The organism is Thiorhodococcus mannitoliphagus (assembly GCF_010915725.1).
Lineage (GTDB): Bacteria > Pseudomonadota > Gammaproteobacteria > Chromatiales > Chromatiaceae > Thiorhodococcus > Thiorhodococcus mannitoliphagus.
In genome coordinates this window covers 1-16629 of the sequence record NZ_JAAIJR010000114.1, presented here as the reverse complement: position 1 = coordinate 16629, position 16629 = coordinate 1, and the positions used below count along the sequence as shown (strand labels likewise).

11 protein-coding genes are annotated in these 16629 nt (G+C 62.8%); 7 read left to right on the top strand and 4 right to left on the bottom strand.

What is annotated here, in order from left to right; all coding sequences use genetic code 11:
• Nucleotides 1-1033: 1033 nt before the first annotated feature.
• Together G3480_RS20445 and G3480_RS20440 are read right to left on the bottom strand one after the other, a co-directional pair.
• Entirely contained in the window at nt 1034-1276 is a 243-nt protein-coding gene (locus tag G3480_RS20445) for a hypothetical protein (protein ID WP_164655742.1), read from the bottom strand.
• A gap of 198 nt (nt 1277-1474) precedes the next feature.
• Nucleotides 1475-3220 carry a chloride channel protein gene (locus tag G3480_RS20440; RefSeq protein ID WP_164655741.1) on the bottom strand — a complete coding sequence of 582 codons (1746 nt, stop codon included), beginning with the start codon at nt 3218-3220 and terminating at the stop codon, nt 1475-1477.
• A gap of 332 nt (nt 3221-3552) precedes the next feature.
• Between G3480_RS20440 and G3480_RS20435 the strand changes: the two genes are divergently transcribed.
• The 5 genes from G3480_RS20435 (at nt 3553) to polA (ending at nt 9066) form a co-directional block, all read left to right on the top strand.
• Complete coding sequence (locus G3480_RS20435) at nt 3553-3774, top strand: hypothetical protein (RefSeq protein WP_164655740.1); 222 nt, start codon at nt 3553-3555, stop codon at nt 3772-3774.
• Between the two features lie 33 nt (nt 3775-3807).
• Nucleotides 3808-4731: an aldo/keto reductase gene (locus G3480_RS20430; RefSeq protein ID WP_420824634.1), complete on the top strand. Its 924-nt coding sequence runs from the start codon at nt 3808-3810 to the stop codon at nt 4729-4731.
• Nucleotides 4732-4777: 46 nt separating this feature from the next.
• Entirely contained in the window at nt 4778-5440 is a 663-nt protein-coding gene (locus G3480_RS20425; protein ID WP_164655738.1) for a DUF6064 family protein, read from the top strand.
• Between the two features lie 112 nt (nt 5441-5552).
• Nucleotides 5553-6074, top strand: a complete 522-nt coding sequence (locus G3480_RS20420) for a DsrE family protein (protein WP_206171812.1) — start codon at nt 5553-5555, stop codon at nt 6072-6074.
• A 262-nt stretch (nt 6075-6336) separates the two neighbouring features.
• The gene (polA, locus tag G3480_RS20415; protein WP_164655737.1) at nt 6337-9066 is read left to right on the top strand and encodes a DNA polymerase I; all 2730 of its coding nucleotides are present in this window, start codon (nt 6337-6339) and stop codon (nt 9064-9066) included.
• Between the two features lie 289 nt (nt 9067-9355).
• Here the strand turns inward: polA and G3480_RS20410 are convergent, their stop codons facing one another.
• A complete protein-coding gene (locus tag G3480_RS20410) occupies nt 9356-11674 on the bottom strand; it encodes a putative bifunctional diguanylate cyclase/phosphodiesterase (RefSeq protein ID WP_164655736.1) in 2319 nt (772 codons plus the stop codon).
• Nucleotides 11667-12533 (bottom strand): transporter substrate-binding domain-containing protein, encoded by an 867-nt coding sequence (locus G3480_RS20405; RefSeq protein ID WP_206171811.1) that lies wholly within the window; start codon nt 12531-12533, stop codon nt 11667-11669. The genes G3480_RS20410 and G3480_RS20405 overlap by 8 nt, the downstream gene beginning before the upstream one ends.
• An 803-nt stretch (nt 12534-13336) precedes the next feature.
• On the opposite strand from G3480_RS20405, the gene G3480_RS20400 reads away from it, so the two are divergent.
• The gene (locus G3480_RS20400; RefSeq protein WP_164655735.1) at nt 13337-14035 is read left to right on the top strand and encodes an HAD family hydrolase; all 699 of its coding nucleotides are present in this window, start codon (nt 13337-13339) and stop codon (nt 14033-14035) included.
• Between the two features lie 383 nt (nt 14036-14418).
• Nucleotides 14419-15996: a methyl-accepting chemotaxis protein gene (locus G3480_RS20395; RefSeq protein WP_164655734.1), complete on the top strand. Its 1578-nt coding sequence runs from the start codon at nt 14419-14421 to the stop codon at nt 15994-15996.
• Nucleotides 15997-16629: the final 633 nt, after the last annotated feature.

Sequence of the window (16629 nt, the reverse complement as noted above, 5' to 3'; positions counted from 1 at the left end):
ACATGGTCGGACTCGATAGGGTCAGTCTGTTGAGTAAATCCCATCTTAACCGGGTAAACTGTTATTCGGAAATCACCTAAGTCGCCGTCCCACTCTTGCCAGTCTTGAGCGCCATGGTTAGTGGAACAGACAGAAACATGTCGGCGGAGCCCAGAAAATAGCTCCAGAAGGCTAGGGACAGAAAGACCAGTAGCGTCGAGAGACTGAGGCGATTGCTGCAAAGCTCATAGCGCCCAGTTGGTTGAGTAGGCACCGCATATCGTTCAGGCAAAGCCACGTGGGGGCGCCGCTGCCACCGATCGCGCGGTTGGACCAACGGATGATCGAGGCTATGAGACGGGTCGATCAATGGCTTCATCGCCTCCCTGGAGATGTGCAATCCGACGCCATTGAGCCAGATGATCAGCTCATCGGATGCGCGTCAACTTCCCCCCTTTTACAAAGGGGGGCGAGGGGGCATTTCGGGCGACATCGCTCGCATCGGGAAACCATTGACGAACACTTTCTTAAAAAGCGTCCATCAACAACTTCCCCCCTTTCGCAAAGGGGGGCTAGGGGGATTTCTGGCGGCATCGCTCGCATCGAGAAACAATTGATGGACACTTGCTTAGAAAGTGACCATCAACAACTTCCCCCCTTTCGCAAAGGGGGCTAGGGGGGATTTCGGGCGGCATCGCTCGCATCGGGAAACAATTGATGGGCGCTTTCTTAGTCCTCGACTTTGGCCATTTTGGCAGTCTCCCAGAGAGCTAACTGCTTGAAGTATCGTGAGGGCTGAAAATTAGAGGGGGTCGGGAGGCCCGAACGCCGAAACTGGACCCCTCGTTAATTTTTTCACGCATCGTAACCTCTTGATAAAAAAGAGATTGCCAGCCGGGGAAAATGGCCAAAGTCGAGTTAGTCGAAAATGTTCGCGTGGAAATCGCTCAGCGAGCCCCTGAACTCCGGGTAGAGCCGTTGGCTACCTGGCGGCCCTATCCGGAGTTGCAGGCATGGACTCACCCCTTCAGGGCGAGCCGTCTGGAAGGCTCCGCTACTCCTTGGCTTCTGATTCGCTTTCGTCCTCCTTAGCCTCATCGGCGTCGCCCTTTAGGCCCATGGCACTCTTCGCCTGGTCGGTCGCCATCTCCGAGCCCTGGTCGATGGCTTTTTCTTTCATGGAGTCCATCATCGCCCCCTGGGCCATGCCGCTGAGCCCTTCGGCGAAGGCGGTGCCGGCGAAGAGGAAGAAGGCGGCAAAGAAGGTGATGGTCTTGCAACTGGTCATGATACGCATAGGGCTTTCCTCATCGGAGTTGTGAAGACTTGATGGAAGTGGAGCCATTGCCTGAGGCTTCAACGCAACGTCATCAGGAAAGACGGCAGCCTGTCCCTACGCCGGCATCCGCAACAGGGCTAATGGACGCGATCGGTGTATGGGCGTGCAATACGAGCACATTTCGATGGCGATTCCAAGCCGCTCGGGCAGCGCTGTTTAGTAGCGATAGGCCGATTCGATTCGCCCACGCGTCAGCACGCCGTAGATGTGATTGATCCCTGGTGCGATTGGACGCTGAACGTAGAGCGCGTCCGCGCCTCGCGATTTGAGGGTATCCAGTGCCTCCTGCAGCGTGGCCTGAAGATGCACGGGGGCCAGCTCGAGACGATCCGCGGGTATGGCGAGCAGGTCCACCTCACCGGCATCCTTGGTATGCGAGAGGAAGGTGGCGATGGCAATGCCTGGGATGAGGTAGGCCGGCGCGCCGTTCTTGTCGACCAGGACCCAATCCGGTGAGGCGTTGATGAGCTGTTCGGCCTTGTCGCGGCTGAGCACAGGATCCTGGCGCGTAAAGCTCGTGCTCATGACACTGCCGACGCCGCTGCGACGCAGTGCCTCGACGATGGGGTTGGCGCGGTAGTCCAGTCCATTGGCGCGCAGCATGGTGAGAAAGAGCGAGTCCTTGCCAAAGCCCTGGCGGGACGTCATGGCGGCGAGAATGATGGTCAGCATGCCCGGCATGATGACCCCCGGGCTGTGGGACAGCTCGACCACGGCGGTCAAGGCCGCGAGCGGGGCCTGCAGACTTGCCCCCATCATGGCGCCCATGCCGAGCAAGACATAGAAGCGTGCATGGGTCGCATCGATCTCGATGAACTGACCGGCAAGGACGCCGGTCAGGCTGCCGATGATGGCCCCCATGAAGAGCGCCGGCCCAATGGTCCCGCCCGGAATGCCAAGCCCCACGCTGGTGGAGGTCGCGAACAGCTTGGCGCCGAGCAGAACAAGCAGAAAGGTCCAGGGCCATTGCTCGAGCAGCAGGCTGCGCTGGGTGTCATAGCCGAGCCCCATCACCTCGGGGACGAGCACCCCGGCAATGCCGGCCACCACACCGGCAATGCAGATGCGCAAGAAGAAGCTGATGTCCTTACTCAGGCGCGCAATGGTCTGGAGGGACTGCACATAGGAGGCCGACACGGCCCCTGCAATCAGGCCGAGCAGCAGCACTGGCAGCAAATCCGCCAGTGAGGTCATCACGAAGGGCGGAACCTGGAAGGTGGGCGAGCTGCCGAAGACACCGACCGAGACGGCATTGGCACTGACGGCGGCCAGGATGATGGGGATGAATGCCGAGATGCTGTACTGCAGCGCCAGCACCTCCAAGGCAAACATCACGCCAGCTAACGGCGTATTGAAGGAGGCGGCGATGCCTGCCGCCGTCCCGCAGGCGGCCATGGTGCGAATGCTGTTGTTGGGGAGGGACAAGCCTTGCCCGAGCAGACTGCCGCTGGCAGCGCCCAGATAGACGTGCGGCCCCTCGCGCCCGACCGAATGCCCACTGATGATGGCGATCGCCGCCCCGAGGAACTGCAGCGCGAAACCACGCCACGTCATGTGTCCCTGGTGGTACTCCATCCGCTCCATGACACGGGCCACGCCCAGCACATAGATCCCCTTGGCAAAGCGCAGGAATAGCAGGGCGATGAGCAAGGCGCCCAGGATGGGCAGCAGCAGCCGCGCCAGGAGCGACAGCGCCTCGTAGTTCTCGCCATGCTCGGGCAGCATGGCCGCTTGCGAACCCTCGACCACCAACCGAAAGGCGACGATCACGGAGCCGGCAACCAGACCGGTAATCAGCCCGATCGCGCCGTGCCACAAGAGCGCATCCGGGCGGGAGACGCGGAGTCTGACAGACTCCATGGACAACCTAAGGCGCGGCAGAAGGGGCTTCGAGGTCGGCATGAGCCCATTCTTGCGTCAGAGGCGCTAGGCTGACAACTCAGCTTGGGCGACCAAGGGCAGCACCCATGCACTCAAGCCGCCGATTGAGCGCGTCCGTCCGGACGCCGCGCCGAGGTTCTAGACCAGAAGCAGGATTCCGCGTGATCTTTGATGTTGATCCCAGGCACTTCGGGAACGACTTAGCAAATGTCCATCAATTGTTTCCCGATGCGAGCGATGCCGCCCGAAATCCCCCTAGCCCCCCTTTGCGAAAGAGGGGAAGTTGTTGATGGACGCTTTCTTAGCACGAAATGAAACGTCCGGCGCGCGATCTCCAGCGCGGTGCGGTCGTGATGGATACCAATGATATTCGCGCAATCATGCACCCACACGAGGATGATGCGATGGACTATGGGGTCTTCAAAGGCTTGCAAGCCGTACTCTTCTTCGGCAGCGCAATGGCCTTCTGCCTCTGGCAGCTCGCCGCAATCCGACGTCTGCGACGTGAGCCGTCACGCGCCACAGGGGAAGCGTCTCAGCCGGAGTCCGCGACTCCGTCTGCTGAAGGTCAATGAGCCTCGATTCGACACAGGAATGAGATGGCCAGGATGAACCGCCGAAGCCTGATCAAGCTATTCGCGGCGGCGGCCGCAACGGCGACCACCTGGAGGCTCGGCGGCGCTGCCACGCCCGATCGGCAGCCTGTCCGAAAGCCCATCCCGTCGTCTAACGAAGCCCTGACCGTGATCGGCATGGGGACCTGGCAGAGCTTCAACGTCGGCAGCGACAGGCCGCTTCGGGATGCACGCACGGAGGTTCTGCGGGCCTTCTTCGCCGGCGGAGGACAGCTGGTCGACTCCTCTCCCATGTACGGCTCGTCTCAGGACGTGCTCGGCGATGCGCTCGATCAGCTCGGACATCCTGAGCAGTGCTTCTCCGCAGACAAGGTCTGGACGCGAGATGGGGACCAGACCAGAGCGCAGACCGAGATATCCGCGGCCAAGTGGCGCACCCGCCGCTTCGACCTCCTGCAGGTCCATAATCTGCTGAGCTGGGAGGCGCATCTCGAAACACTCGCCGACATGAAGGCGAGCGGCGAGGTCCGCTACATCGGCGTGACCACCTCGCACGGTCGGCGGCATCGGGAGTTGGAGCAGGTGATGCGCAGCCAGGCGCTGGATTTCGTGCAGCTGACCTACAACCCCGTGGACCGCGAGGTCGAGACCCGCCTCCTGCCACTGGCTCGAGAAAGGGGCATCGCCGTCATCGCCAACCGTCCGTTCCGTGGCGGCAGCCTCGTCGACACACTCCAGCGCAGCGGCGGCCCCCTGCCAGCATGGGCCGCAGAGGTCGGCTGCCACAACTGGCCGCAGTTGGTGCTCAAATGGATCGTTTCGCACCCCGCCGTCACTTGCGCCATCCCAGCCACGACCCGCGTCGACCACATGCAGGAGAATATGGGCGCCGCCATCGGGGACCTGCCCGATGCCAAGCTCCGCGCACGGATGCTCGCGGCCATCCAGGCCGCCTAGGACGCTGATCCTGGAACCTGCATTTGAACCTCCCGCATCGAGGCTGATGGAAACGCTCGGGACCTACGCCCTGGTGGACTTCATCCCGGTCGAGCCCGAGGTCTACTTCCGCCTCTTCGCGCGACACAACCTCAGCGTCTGGCCGTCGCAGCTCTTGGCTGTCCCACTGGGCCTGCTCGCCATCTGGTTCCTCAGACAAGGTCAGACGCGCATCCCAGGCATCTTGCTGGGCCTGTCCTGGATCTGGGTCGGCGTCACCTTCCACTTGATGCTCCACGCCGAGCTGAATTGGGCGGCCAAGTACGCGGGCTGGATCTTCGTCGTCGAGGAGCTCCTGCTGCTGACGCTCGCCCTGCCCGCCCGCCCGAGGACCGCACCCAGGGACCGCGATTGGATCAGGATGTGGGTTGGGGCAGGGCTTGGGCTCCTGGGCCTGCTGCTCTATCCCCTGCTGCCGCTCGTCACGCAGCTCTCCTGGCGGGAGACCCAGGTCTTTGGCACCGCCCCAGATCCAACGGCCCTGGTCACGCTCGGATGTCTGCTGATGACGGACCGCTTCACCTGGCCGCTCGCGACGATCCCCTTGCTGTGGTGCGTCCTGAGTGGTGCCACCTGGATCGCAATCGGCTGGATGCCCGGACTGCTGCTTCCGGCGGGGGGCGTGATCTTCATCGGCCTCGCGCTCTGGCCCAGAGCAAGAAGCCTGTGACGCGCCGACAGCTCGCCTGAGCCAAGCACCTTACTTCACGCGGGATCCAGCGACATGAAGGAGCCCGTCTCGGAGCACCCGCTGACTCGAGCCCACAACCAGGGAGCCTACCATGAGCCCTATCCGTGCGACCGCGCTGATTGCATTCTTCGCCGCCCTGCTGATCATGCCGCGATTGGCGTCATCCGAGGCCAAGGTCGTCGCGACGCCCTATGGCGAGCCCAAGGTCGTCATGGACTTCTACCTGGAAGATCCGGCCAAGATCAACCCGGCGCTCTACTGGATCCGATCGCTCATGAACCCGCTCATGGCCGCGCCCTACGACTACGCACCCGAGTTCATGGACATCGTGGTCGTCATCCACGGCACCGAAGTCGTCGCGACGGTCAAGCACAACTATGAAACCTACAGAGACGCGGTCGAGCGCATGAAGTACTACGCATCCTTGGGCGTGAAGTTCAAGGTTTGCGGCATCGCGGCACAGGACTACGGCTATCAAACCAAGGACTTCTACGACTTCATCGAGATCGTGCCCTCCGCCATCGCCGAGCTTGCGCACTGGCAGCTCCAGGGCTACGCCCTGATCACGCCCAAGATTATGATCAAAGAGCACTCGATCGAGGACATTCGCTAGGAGCCTGTCCGACTTGGGGGGATCGAAGCGAGGAAGTGGGAGAGCGAGGCCATTTCGTTCCGGTTTTGAGGCGCATAGTGGTTCTATGTAACGAAAAAGCGGGGCGAAAGGGACCGTTCTCCCGATTCCGCAGCCGATTCATCCTAAGTCGGACAGGCTCCTAGAGGCGCAAGCATGCCCTTCGCCGGCCTGATCCTGCATACTTCCGGGTCAACCACGAACAGGCTCCGGGACAGACCGGCGTCCATAGACGAGACCCAGAATGGCGAAAAAGTACCCACTGATCCTGGTCGATGCCTCCGGCTACCTCTTCCGCGCCTATCACGCCTTGCCCAAGCTGACCAACTCCAAGGGGGAGCCGACCGGGGCCCTGGTGGGCGTGATCAACATGCTGCGCAAGCTGGTCGACGAGCACCAGCCGGAATACATCGGCGTGGTCTTCGACGCCTCCGGCAAGAGCTTTCGCAACGACCTCTACGCCGACTACAAGGCCAACCGCCCGGCGATGCCGGACGACCTGCGCCAGCAGATTCAGCCCTTGCAGGACATCATCAAGGCTATGGGTCTGCCGCTCCTGGTGGTGCCGGACGTCGAGGCGGATGACGTCATCGGGACCCTGGCGACTCAGGCCGCCGCACAGGGCATGGAGACCTTGATCTCCACCGGCGACAAGGACATGGCTCAGCTGGTCGACGCGCACGTCACCCTGGTCAATACCATGAGCGAGACGGTGCTCGACCCCGCCGGGGTCAAGGAAAAGTTCGGCGTTCCGCCGGAGCGTATCGTCGACTATCTCAGCCTCATGGGCGACAGCGTCGACAATATTCCAGGCGTGCCCAAATGCGGCCCCAAGACCGCCGCCAAGTGGATCCACGAGCACGGCGATCTCGATGGAGTCATCGCCAATGCCGACAGCATCAAGGGCAAGGTCGGCGAAAATCTGCGCGCCGCGCTGGATCAGCTGCCGCTCTCACGCCAGCTCACGACCATCAAGCGCGATGTCCACCTCGACCTCGCCCCAGCGGATCTACGACCGAAACCGGCGGACGAGGAATCCTTGCGAACCTGGTATCAGCGGATCGAGTCGCGTCGGCTGCTGGGGACCCTGGACGGAGGGACAGGGATTGGAGGGACAGGAGTCGATGCCGCGAGCGGCGGCACCGCCCCGGCCACAATGCCGCAGGCCGCCTACGACCTCGTGCTGACGCAGGATGCCTTCGACCGCTGGGTCGAGCGGATCGAGGCCGCCGAACGCTTCGCCTTCGACACGGAGACCACGGATCTCGACTACATGCGCGCCGAGCTGGTCGGCCTGTCCTTCGCCATCGAGCCGGGCGAGGCCGCCTATGTCCCCCTGGCACACCGCTATCCGGGTGCGCCGGATCAACTCGACCGCGACCAGGTCCTCGCGCGACTCAAGCCCCTGCTCGAAGACCCCGGCAAGGCCAAGGTCGGGCAGAACCTCAAGTACGACATGAGCGTGCTCGCGCGCTACGACATCAGCATGCGGGGCATCGAAGATGACACCATGCTCGAGAGCTATGTCCTCGACAGCACGGCAACTCGGCATTCGATGGACGCGCTCGCCAAGCGTTACCTGGACTACGACACCGTCCGTTTCGAGGACATCGCCGGGAAAGGCGTCAAGCAGCTCACCTTCGACCAGATCGCGCTGGACCAAGCGGGACCTTACGCGGCAGAGGACGCAGACATCACCCTGCGTCTGCACCGCTGCCTCTGGCCCAAGCTGGAGGCAACCGCCTCGCTCGCCGACCTCTACCGGCAGATCGAGATGCCGCTGGTTGGCATCCTCTCGCGCATGGAGCGCACCGGGGTGCGCATCGACAGTGGCCTGCTCGCCCAGCAGAGCCAGGAGCTCGCCGAGCGCATCCTCGCGCTGGAGACCCAGGCCTACGACGTCGCCGGGCGACGCTTCAACATGGGCTCACCGAAGCAGATTGGGGCCATCTTCTTCGAGGAACTCGGCCTGCCCATCATCGCCAAGACGCCCAAGGGCGCGCCCTCGACCTCTGAGGACGTGCTCGAGCAGCTGGCCGCGAAGGGCTATGACCTCCCGGACCTCATCCTCAAATACCGAGGACTCTCCAAGCTCAAGTCGACCTATACCGACAAGCTGCGGCAGATGATCAATCCTGACACCGGGCGGGTTCACACCTCTTATCATCAGGCCGTCGCCGCCACCGGACGCTTGTCCTCCAGCGATCCCAACCTGCAGAACATCCCCATCCGCACGGACGAGGGGCGACGCATCCGGCGCGCCTTCGTCGCCGAGCCCGGCCACCTGGTGCTTGCCGCGGACTATTCGCAGATCGAGCTGCGGATCATGGCGCAGCTCTCAGGCGATGCGCGTCTGCTCGACGCCTTCGCGAGCGGTCAGGACATCCATCGCGCTACCGCCGCCGAGATCCTCGGGCTGCCTCCGGAGGAGGTCAGCAGCGAGCAGCGCCGCTCCGCCAAGGCGATCAACTTCGGGCTCATCTACGGCATGTCCGCCTTCGGGCTGGCGCGCCAGCTCGGCATCGAGCGCGGCGAGGCCCAGGCATACGTGGACCGCTATTTCCATCGCTATCCGGGCGTCAAGGACTTCATGGAGCGCACCCGGGCACAGGCCCACGACGACAAATACGTGGAGACGCTGTTCGGCCGCCGGCTCTACCTCACCGACATCAACCACAGCAACCAGAACCGCCGAGCGGCCGCCGAGCGCACCGCCATCAATGCGCCCATGCAAGGCACGGCGGCGGACATCATCAAGCGCGCCATGATCGCTGTGGACCAGTGGCTGAGCACGGAAAAGCCGCCCGTCAGCATGATCATGCAGGTGCATGACGAGCTGGTCTTCGAGGTCGCGGAGGATGCCATCGAGGACGCCCGCGAGCACATCCGTACCGCCATGGAAGGCGCGGCCAAGCTCGCCGTGCCCCTGCTCGTGGAGATCGGGATCGGCGAGAACTGGGATGCGGCCCACTGATGAACTCAGGAACTAAGTCAATTCGTTCGAGTCATAAAGAATGAGCGAAAGGGGACTGTCCATCTTCCCCCTGGATGGCAGTTCCACGCCCCGGCGACCCCAAGCCGGGGGAGCGTTCCCTCGAGGCCCCCACCCCAGGACCTCGGGGGTTCTTTATTTTGGGCAGGCCACCAGCCACCAAAGATTGGATTTTCACAGTCGTCCTGGTGCGCGCTTCCAGTCTGAAGCGATCTGTTCTTGCCCTGCGTGCTGACCGATGCGCATGAGCCAAGGTCCCTGCTGGTGAACTTCAGGCCGAGGCGAGGGCTAGCTCCCCAGATCCGATCAAGGCCGTGAAAGCGTCGAGCGGGAGCGGGCGACTATAAAGGAAGCCTTGGACGAGGTCACAGCCAGCAGCGGTCAGGAAGTCGGCCTGTTCAGCCCGCTCCACGCCCTCAGCGAGCACCGTCAGTCCAAGCGCCTGTCCCATGGCGACAATGGCACGGGTGAGTTCGGCGTCTTCCTCGGTCTCGGGGACGTCCGCGATGAAGCTGCGATCGATCTTGAGGACATGGAAGGGGAAGCGCCTGAGATAGCTCAGCGCGGAATAGCCGGTGCCGAAGTCGTCCAGCGATAGATGCACACCCATCCCATCCAGGGTGTCGAGCAGATTGGCGATATCGCGGCGATCCGCCAGCAGCACGCCTTCGGTGATCTCAAGCTCGAGCAGTCTCGGCGATAGATTGGAAATGGCCAGTGCCTGCTCGATGCAGTCGAGGAATTCCTGCGGCGCTTGGAGCTGGAGTGAGGAGACGTTGACAGCGACCCGGCAGGGCGCGACCGACTGCCACGCGGCAGCGCTCAGGCAGGCATTCTGCAGGACCCAAGCACCCAGCTTGCGAATCAGCCCGGCTTCTTCGGCGACCGGAATGAAGCGCCCAGGCGACACCGAACCAAGCTCGGGGCTGGTCCAACGCAGCAGGGCCTCCGCAGCCACGGGCTTGCCGCTGCGCAAATCCATCAAGGGCTGAAAGTGCAGCTCCAGCTCCCCCCGGTCGGCGGCACCACGCAGCAGGCTGGCAATCTCGAGATTTTCCTTGGCATGCTTGTCCAGTCCCTGCTGATAAGTGCGGAAGACACCCGGCCCGGTGGCCTTGGCCTGCTTCATGGCGAGGTCGGCGTGTTTGAGCAGGTCGTCGGCCGTCTCGCCGTCGCGCACGCCGACGGCGCAGCCCACGCAGGCGCTGAGCGGGATCTCACGGCCTTGGGCGACAAAGGGGGCATCCAGGCGTTGCAGAATCCGTGCGGCGCGCAGCTCGACCTCCCCCACCTCGGCGCGGTCCGGAAAGATGAAGAGGAACTCATCGGCTGCCAGTCGCGCCAAGGTATCCCCCTCGTTGAGTACGGCCTTGGCACGCTCCGCCACCTGTTGAAGCACGACGTCCCCGGCGTCATGACCGAGGCTGTCATTGACGCGCTTGAAGTGATCCAGATCCAAATAGAGCAGGATCACGCTCTGCCCTTCACGGGTGGCGCGCTCCAGGGCTTGACTCAGGCGGTCGAGCGCCAGGGCGCGGTTCGGCAGTCCCGTCAGTGCGTCATAGCTGGTCTGATAAAGAAGACGGCGCTCGGATTCTTCACGACGCTCGATCTCGCGCAGCAGGCGCGCGTTCTGTCGACTCAGCCGGAAGCTCTGCAGCCGCTCGACCTCCATGCGGGTATGGAGGACGAGATTCTGGGCATGAAAGCGCAGGATGAGGGCGCCGCCGGCCAGCAGCGCGAAGGCCATCCCCACGAACCCGGCGAGCAGCCAGCGCGAGGTTAGGATGCCGCTCTCGGCGCTTGCACTGGTGAGCGCGACCAGTTGAAAGGGCGTGCCCTGCACCAGCGCGCGCCGGCTCTCCGACGCATGCTCCTTGGCCGAAAGGGCATCGCCGAGTCTGAGGAGACGATAGCGATCGGCTTGATTCGAAGTCGGGTCCAGACCCACCAGCGCCGACAGCGCGACCTGCTGGTCGACCCAAGCCACCAGGGAGCCGCGCCGTCGACCCTGAATGACGACGGGTGCCTGAATCAAGACCTCGTCCTGATGATCTCCAGTGCCTGCGAGCACGCGGGCCTCAGTCACGCCAGCCGCTGGTAGGACGCGCCCAAGCGACGCTGGCTCCGCGCGCTTGGACGTATCCGCCAACACGGAGCCGTCGTCATCCAAGAGGACAATCCGCCGATAGAGGTACCGCTCTCCGACGTGGCGTTCGTCCAACAGCTCGAGCGCCGCGTCGCGAACCGCCAGCAGGCTCGCGCGCAGGCCGTATGCCATGGACATGCCCAGATCCCGATTCGCGAAGAAGGTCGAGACGACGCGGCTGCGCCCCAGGTTGACCATGTCGCTCCGGCGCTCGGCGTAGAAATAGCTCAGCGCCGTTGCACGCAGCTCGAGTTCGAGGGCTTGGCGGGCGTCGGTCGATGCGACCAACTGGCGTTGAGCGAGATAGGTGGTTCCCAGGAGCAGCGCGACATAGATGCAGAGCACCAGCCCGCCCAGGAGCAGGGCGATCTTGCGCCGCAGGCCGCGTGCGCGGACATCGGTCTGGTCATCGGATGACAGCGGTGAGTCTGGCTTACTCAAAGAAATCCTCGTAGTAGCGGAAGACCGCTGGATAGTGCCTGCGCACCATTTCAGGGTAGCGGCCGCTGCGCGTCAGCGCATCGAAATAGGCGTTGAAGGCCTCGCGCAGGAGCGGGGCGTCCTTACGAAAGGCGGGCGCCATGAATTGACGCTCGGAGATGGGGCCGATGACCTTGATCTGCCCAGGCCAACGCTCGAGCGCAATGAGTGCATCCGGCACGTCCAGCAGGGTTGCCTCGGCGTCGCGCTTGAGGATGGCGGGTACCATCTCGTTGAGCTTGCGCTCGGGCGGCTGAAGGCGAATCTCCGCGCCCGTCTCGGACATCTGATAGAGACCGGGATCCAAACAGGTGTTGGGCAGCGCGAGCAGCGTTCGGCCCGCGAGAAGCCCCCGCACCTGACCGATATCCATCTTCAGCTGACCAGATGGCGCGATCGGACTCATCGCCGAGTCCGCGCGGGCCACCAGCCAGACGCCCGTTGGAAAGGTCGGCGTCCCGAAGTCCACCACCTGGCGGCGCCAGTCGAGGATGGTCATCCCGTTGGCGATGAGATCGCCACGCACCTCTGTCTCATCCAGCCATGTCACTCCGTCCTCCGAGCGCGCCGCATTGCGGCCGGTCAGATCGCCGAAGACCCTTGCCCAGGTCGAGGGGACGTATTGGTACTCGAGCCCGAGAGAGTCAGCGAAGCCCTTGATGAGTTCGAGGTCAAGCCCAGCCCCGCCGCCGGTAATGAAGTTGGCGTAGGGAATGCCGATGTGGCGCAAGACGCCGTCGGCACGGATCTCAGGCAGGTCTCTGGCGGAGATGGCGACGGACATCAGCAAGGCAGAGAACAGCAAGAAGAAACGCGGCATGGAGATCTCCGTGGCTTATCCGATACGACAGCTTAGAAAGCGTCCATCAACAAATTCCCCCTTTCGCAAAGGGGGGGCAGGGGGGATTTCGGGCGGCATCGCTCGCATCGGGAAACAATTGATGGACACTTTCTTATCTTGGTTGGTGCCGCGAGAGCTGCTGCTCGCGCAGCTCACTGAGCAGGCGCGCGGTGCTTGAGACTTCGAAGCCTGGCTGCCCCAACCGAGGAAGACAGCAGGATCGCCTACGCTCAGGATCCGCAGCCCGCTGTGCACCTGCATCAGGACCATCCGACGTTTCGACACAAAATAGCAGCTGAGCCGAAAGCTCGCGACTCGCCGCCGATTGATCCAGGTCTCCGAATTGATTGAGTCATCCGATTGGATGGTGATCCCACTGCCTTAGAAAGCGTCCGTCAACAACTTCCCCCCTTTCGCAAAGGGGGGCTAGGGGGGATTTCGGGCGGCATCGCTCGCACCGGGAAACAATTGATGGGCATTTTCTTAGTGCAAAGGTGCTCCAGGCTCGCATTGAGCTTTTTTGTGACTCGCATCCAGCGTTTTGTGAAGGGTTTCTCGCCTTCTGTGATGCGAAGCGCGCGTGCCGGCGCGACTCGAGCACAAGCCATACGTTGCGAGCGCCGTCCTCTTCGTCGTATAAGCACAGGCTCCAGAGACCTCGATCGCTTTCGCGGAGTCATGGGCGGCTCGATCCGCCGCCCACGCCACAAGGAGGCGCCGTGCCAGTCAGTTCAGCCGTCATCCAAGACGAAACATCACGCGCTCAGAGCCCCGAAGTACCGATGCCGACAACCTCTGAATACAGTCTCGAGCGGCTCCTCATCCTGGACGCCGACGGGACCACGGTAGACGCCTTCGCCGCCATTGCGGAGACCTTCTCCCAGCACGGCATGCAACTTGGCGATCTCGCGAAATTCCAGAAGCGTCGGCACATCTTCAAGTACCTCGGGGGCGTCAAAGAGCTTCCCAACAACCTCAGCAAGCAGCTTGGGAAACGCAAGCGCAAGGCGCTGATCGAAACCCTGACGCAGGTCTATCGCGAGGAGGCACGCCTCTTCCCGGGAATTCCCGAGCTGGTTCAGACGCTGATCGCCGCCCCTCGCGTCAAGGTCGGGCTCGTGACCCGCAACATCACCCATGAGCCCGCCGAGACCATGCGTTGTCTGTTCAAGCGCCACGGCATCGACACCGACGAGATGGACTTCGTCATCCATGTTCCGTTACGGCGTGAAAAAACCGAGCACTTCCGCGCCACCCGCGAGCATTTCCAGATCAGCCCCGCCTGGTCTTACGTCTGCGGCGACGAGCGCAAGGACTTCCACGCCGCCATCGGTGCGGGCATGCATCCCTTCATGGTCTCCTACGGCTTCGAAGACCATCGGCATCTGACGGAAAAGGCTGGGGTCCCCGAAGAACTCATTTCCGGCACACCCGCGGAGCTGGCGGCACGCGTACGTCACGCGCTCGACATCAGCCCCTGATTGCAGAACCCAAAGCGCTGCGCTGAGCTTGCGCTCGCAACGCTAGACAGGATCAGAATCGCGCGCCGAATGCGGTAAAATCCAATCAAGACAGGCGCCTGTCGTCCTGGAATTCTGCTCGACAGGCGCATGAGGAGGTCCTGCAACACTGATTGTGCGCGCTTGGCAAAAGATGTTTTCGGCATCGCCTGGCGCGAGTTCCGTATCATTAAGGGATTGTCCATCAACAACTTCCCCCCTTTCGCAAAGGGGGGTGGGGGGGATTTCGGGCGGCATCGCTCGCATCGGGAAACAATTGATGGGCATTTTCTAAAGATCAGCATTGACGCGATCGAAAAGCGACAGGGAAGACCGTAACCAAGCCGACAACAGGCGTACCGGACATGAAGCTCAATCTCCCGATCACGAACCGCGAGAACGACTACGCCGATTCCCTTGTCATCGTGTCCACCACAGACACCAAGGGCATCATCACCTACTGCAACAAAGCCTTCATCGAGATCAGCGGTTTCGAAGAGCAAGAGCTGATCGGCGTCAATCACAACCTCATTCGTCACCCGGACATGCCGCCGGCCGCCTTCAAGGACCTCTGGGCGACCGTAAAGAAGGGCAAACCCTGGCGCGGCATCGTCAAGAACCGCTGCAAGAACGGTGACCACTACTGGGTGGATGCCTATGTCACGCCAGTCTATGAGGGTAACACCCTCGTCGGCTATCAGTCGGTGCGCACTAAGCCGACCCGGGCTCAGGTCGAGGCAGCCGCGCGGCTATACGCCCGGATCGTGGAACGCCAGCTCGAAGACCTCCCGCGACGTTTAATCCCTGCGCTCAATCATCGCGCCTGGCTGACCGCTGCCTTCGCCGTCGTTGGGCTAGGCGCAATGGCTGCTGGCTGGCTGGAGAGCATCTGGGTCGGCCTCGGCACCCTGGTCGTCGCTCTCCTTCTGGCTCAGATTAGCGCCCGGAGCATCTTTCGCCATATCACCGAAAGCGTGCGCATGGCGAAGAAGATCGCGAGCGGAGACCTCACGTCGCCGATCCAGGTGTCGGGCAACAACGAAACGGCTGAGGTCCTTCAGTCCATCAAGATGCTTCAGTCACGGCTGGCAACCGTGATGGGCCACATCCAGGAATCCGCGACGGGTGTGGCCGAGTCCGCCGCGCAGCTCGCGCAGGCGACCAACGTCACTCACAGTTTGATGGAACGTCAGTATCAGGAAACGGACATGGTCGCGACGGCGATGAACGAGATGTCCGCAACCGTCGCCGAAGTCGCCAACAACACCTCAGCTGCCGCTGATGCCGCGCATCAGGCGAGCGGCGACGCGCAAAACGGCCGCGCGGTCGTGCGCCAGAGCGTCGATGGCATCCGCCAGCTCGCCGATGGCGTCACCGAGGCGGCGCAGACGATCACGCGCCTGGAGACCGATTCGGTGAACATCGGCAAGATCCTTGATGTCATCCGCGGCATCGCGGGGCAAACCAACCTGCTGGCCCTCAATGCCGCCATCGAGGCCGCTCGGGCGGGCGAGCAGGGTCGTGGCTTCGCTGTCGTCGCCGATGAGGTGCGAGCGCTCGCTCAACGCACCCAGGAGTCCACCCAGGAGATCCAGGAGATGATCGCCCGGCTGCAGGACGGCGCCCAGAATGCCGTGGCCATCATGCAGCGTGGGCGTGAGCAGGCGGAGCAGAGCGTCAGCTCCGCGGGGGATACCGACCGTTCACTCGACTCCATCGCCCAATCGGTGGAGCGGATCAACGACATGAATGCGCAGATCGCAACCGCCGCCGAGGAGCAAAGCGCGGTCGTTGAGGAGATGAACCGCAACGTTGAGAGCATTCGGCATCTCTCGACCGAGACGCTGCAGAGCACCGATGGCGTCGTCAGCGCCACCGGCCATCTCGAAGACCTCGCCGGTCGGCTGACGGATGTCGTGCATCAATACAAGATCGAAAACTAAGAAGCTGTCTGGAAACTCCTAGGGAGGCTTCGCCTCAGACCGACGAGTCATGTCATGTCATGTCATGCCATCGGGATCGCTATCGGGATCGGAATCGCTATCGTCGGTTCGATCCCGATCCCGATCCCGATCCCGATCCCGACGGCCTTGGATGGTCGGACGTTTCATCGAAATTTGACTCATCTGCGAGCATTTTGCGCCCTCAAGGATCCTAGGGGCCTCTACGATGATTTCCAGACAGCCTCTAAGAAAGCGTCCATCAACAACTTCCCCCCTTTCGCAAAGGGGGGCTAGGGGGGATTTCGGTGCGGCATCGCTCGCATCGGGAAACAATTGATGGACACTTGCTAAGGCGGTTACCGGCAAAGCTCATACCAGATGGCGCAGGATTGAGGTGCGCCCGGGGCACCGGTGGCGAGCGCCTGCGCTGCGCTTGGTCCTGCGAGGGGAAGGCGTTTTTCGGACGTCGCCCAATGCTGGTCGCTCCGGCGTTGATCGTCGGATCGCCCCGTCGGTCGATGAGCCTCTCAGCTATCCTTCAGGCAAGACGACGTGGGAGCGGGGGGCCCCCCCCCCCCGCCGCCCCCCCGCGCGGGGGGGGGGCGCCCCCCCCCCGCGGACCACACAAAAAAA

What these genes read in the sequence shown, in the direction of transcription:
- G3480_RS20430 (WP_420824634.1), top strand. Translation starts at nt 3,808, where the DNA reads ATGAACCGCCGAAGCCTGATCAAGCTATTCGCGGCGGCGGCCGCAACG.
- G3480_RS20425 (WP_164655738.1), top strand. Translation starts at nt 4,778, where the DNA reads ATGGAAACGCTCGGGACCTACGCCCTGGTGGACTTCATCCCGGTCGAG.
- G3480_RS20445 (WP_164655742.1), bottom strand. Translation starts at nt 1,276, where the DNA reads ATGCGTATCATGACCAGTTGCAAGACCATCACCTTCTTTGCCGCCTTC.
- G3480_RS20420 (WP_206171812.1), top strand. Translation starts at nt 5,553, where the DNA reads ATGAGCCCTATCCGTGCGACCGCGCTGATTGCATTCTTCGCCGCCCTG.
- G3480_RS20400 (WP_164655735.1), top strand. Translation starts at nt 13,337, where the DNA reads ATGCCGACAACCTCTGAATACAGTCTCGAGCGGCTCCTCATCCTGGAC.
- G3480_RS20440 (WP_164655741.1), bottom strand. Translation starts at nt 3,220, where the DNA reads ATGCCGACCTCGAAGCCCCTTCTGCCGCGCCTTAGGTTGTCCATGGAG.
- G3480_RS20435 (WP_164655740.1), top strand. Translation starts at nt 3,553, where the DNA reads ATGGATACCAATGATATTCGCGCAATCATGCACCCACACGAGGATGAT.
- G3480_RS20405 (WP_206171811.1), bottom strand. Translation starts at nt 12,533, where the DNA reads ATGCCGCGTTTCTTCTTGCTGTTCTCTGCCTTGCTGATGTCCGTCGCC.
- G3480_RS20395 (WP_164655734.1), top strand. Translation starts at nt 14,419, where the DNA reads ATGAAGCTCAATCTCCCGATCACGAACCGCGAGAACGACTACGCCGAT.
- polA (WP_164655737.1), top strand. Translation starts at nt 6,337, where the DNA reads ATGGCGAAAAAGTACCCACTGATCCTGGTCGATGCCTCCGGCTACCTC.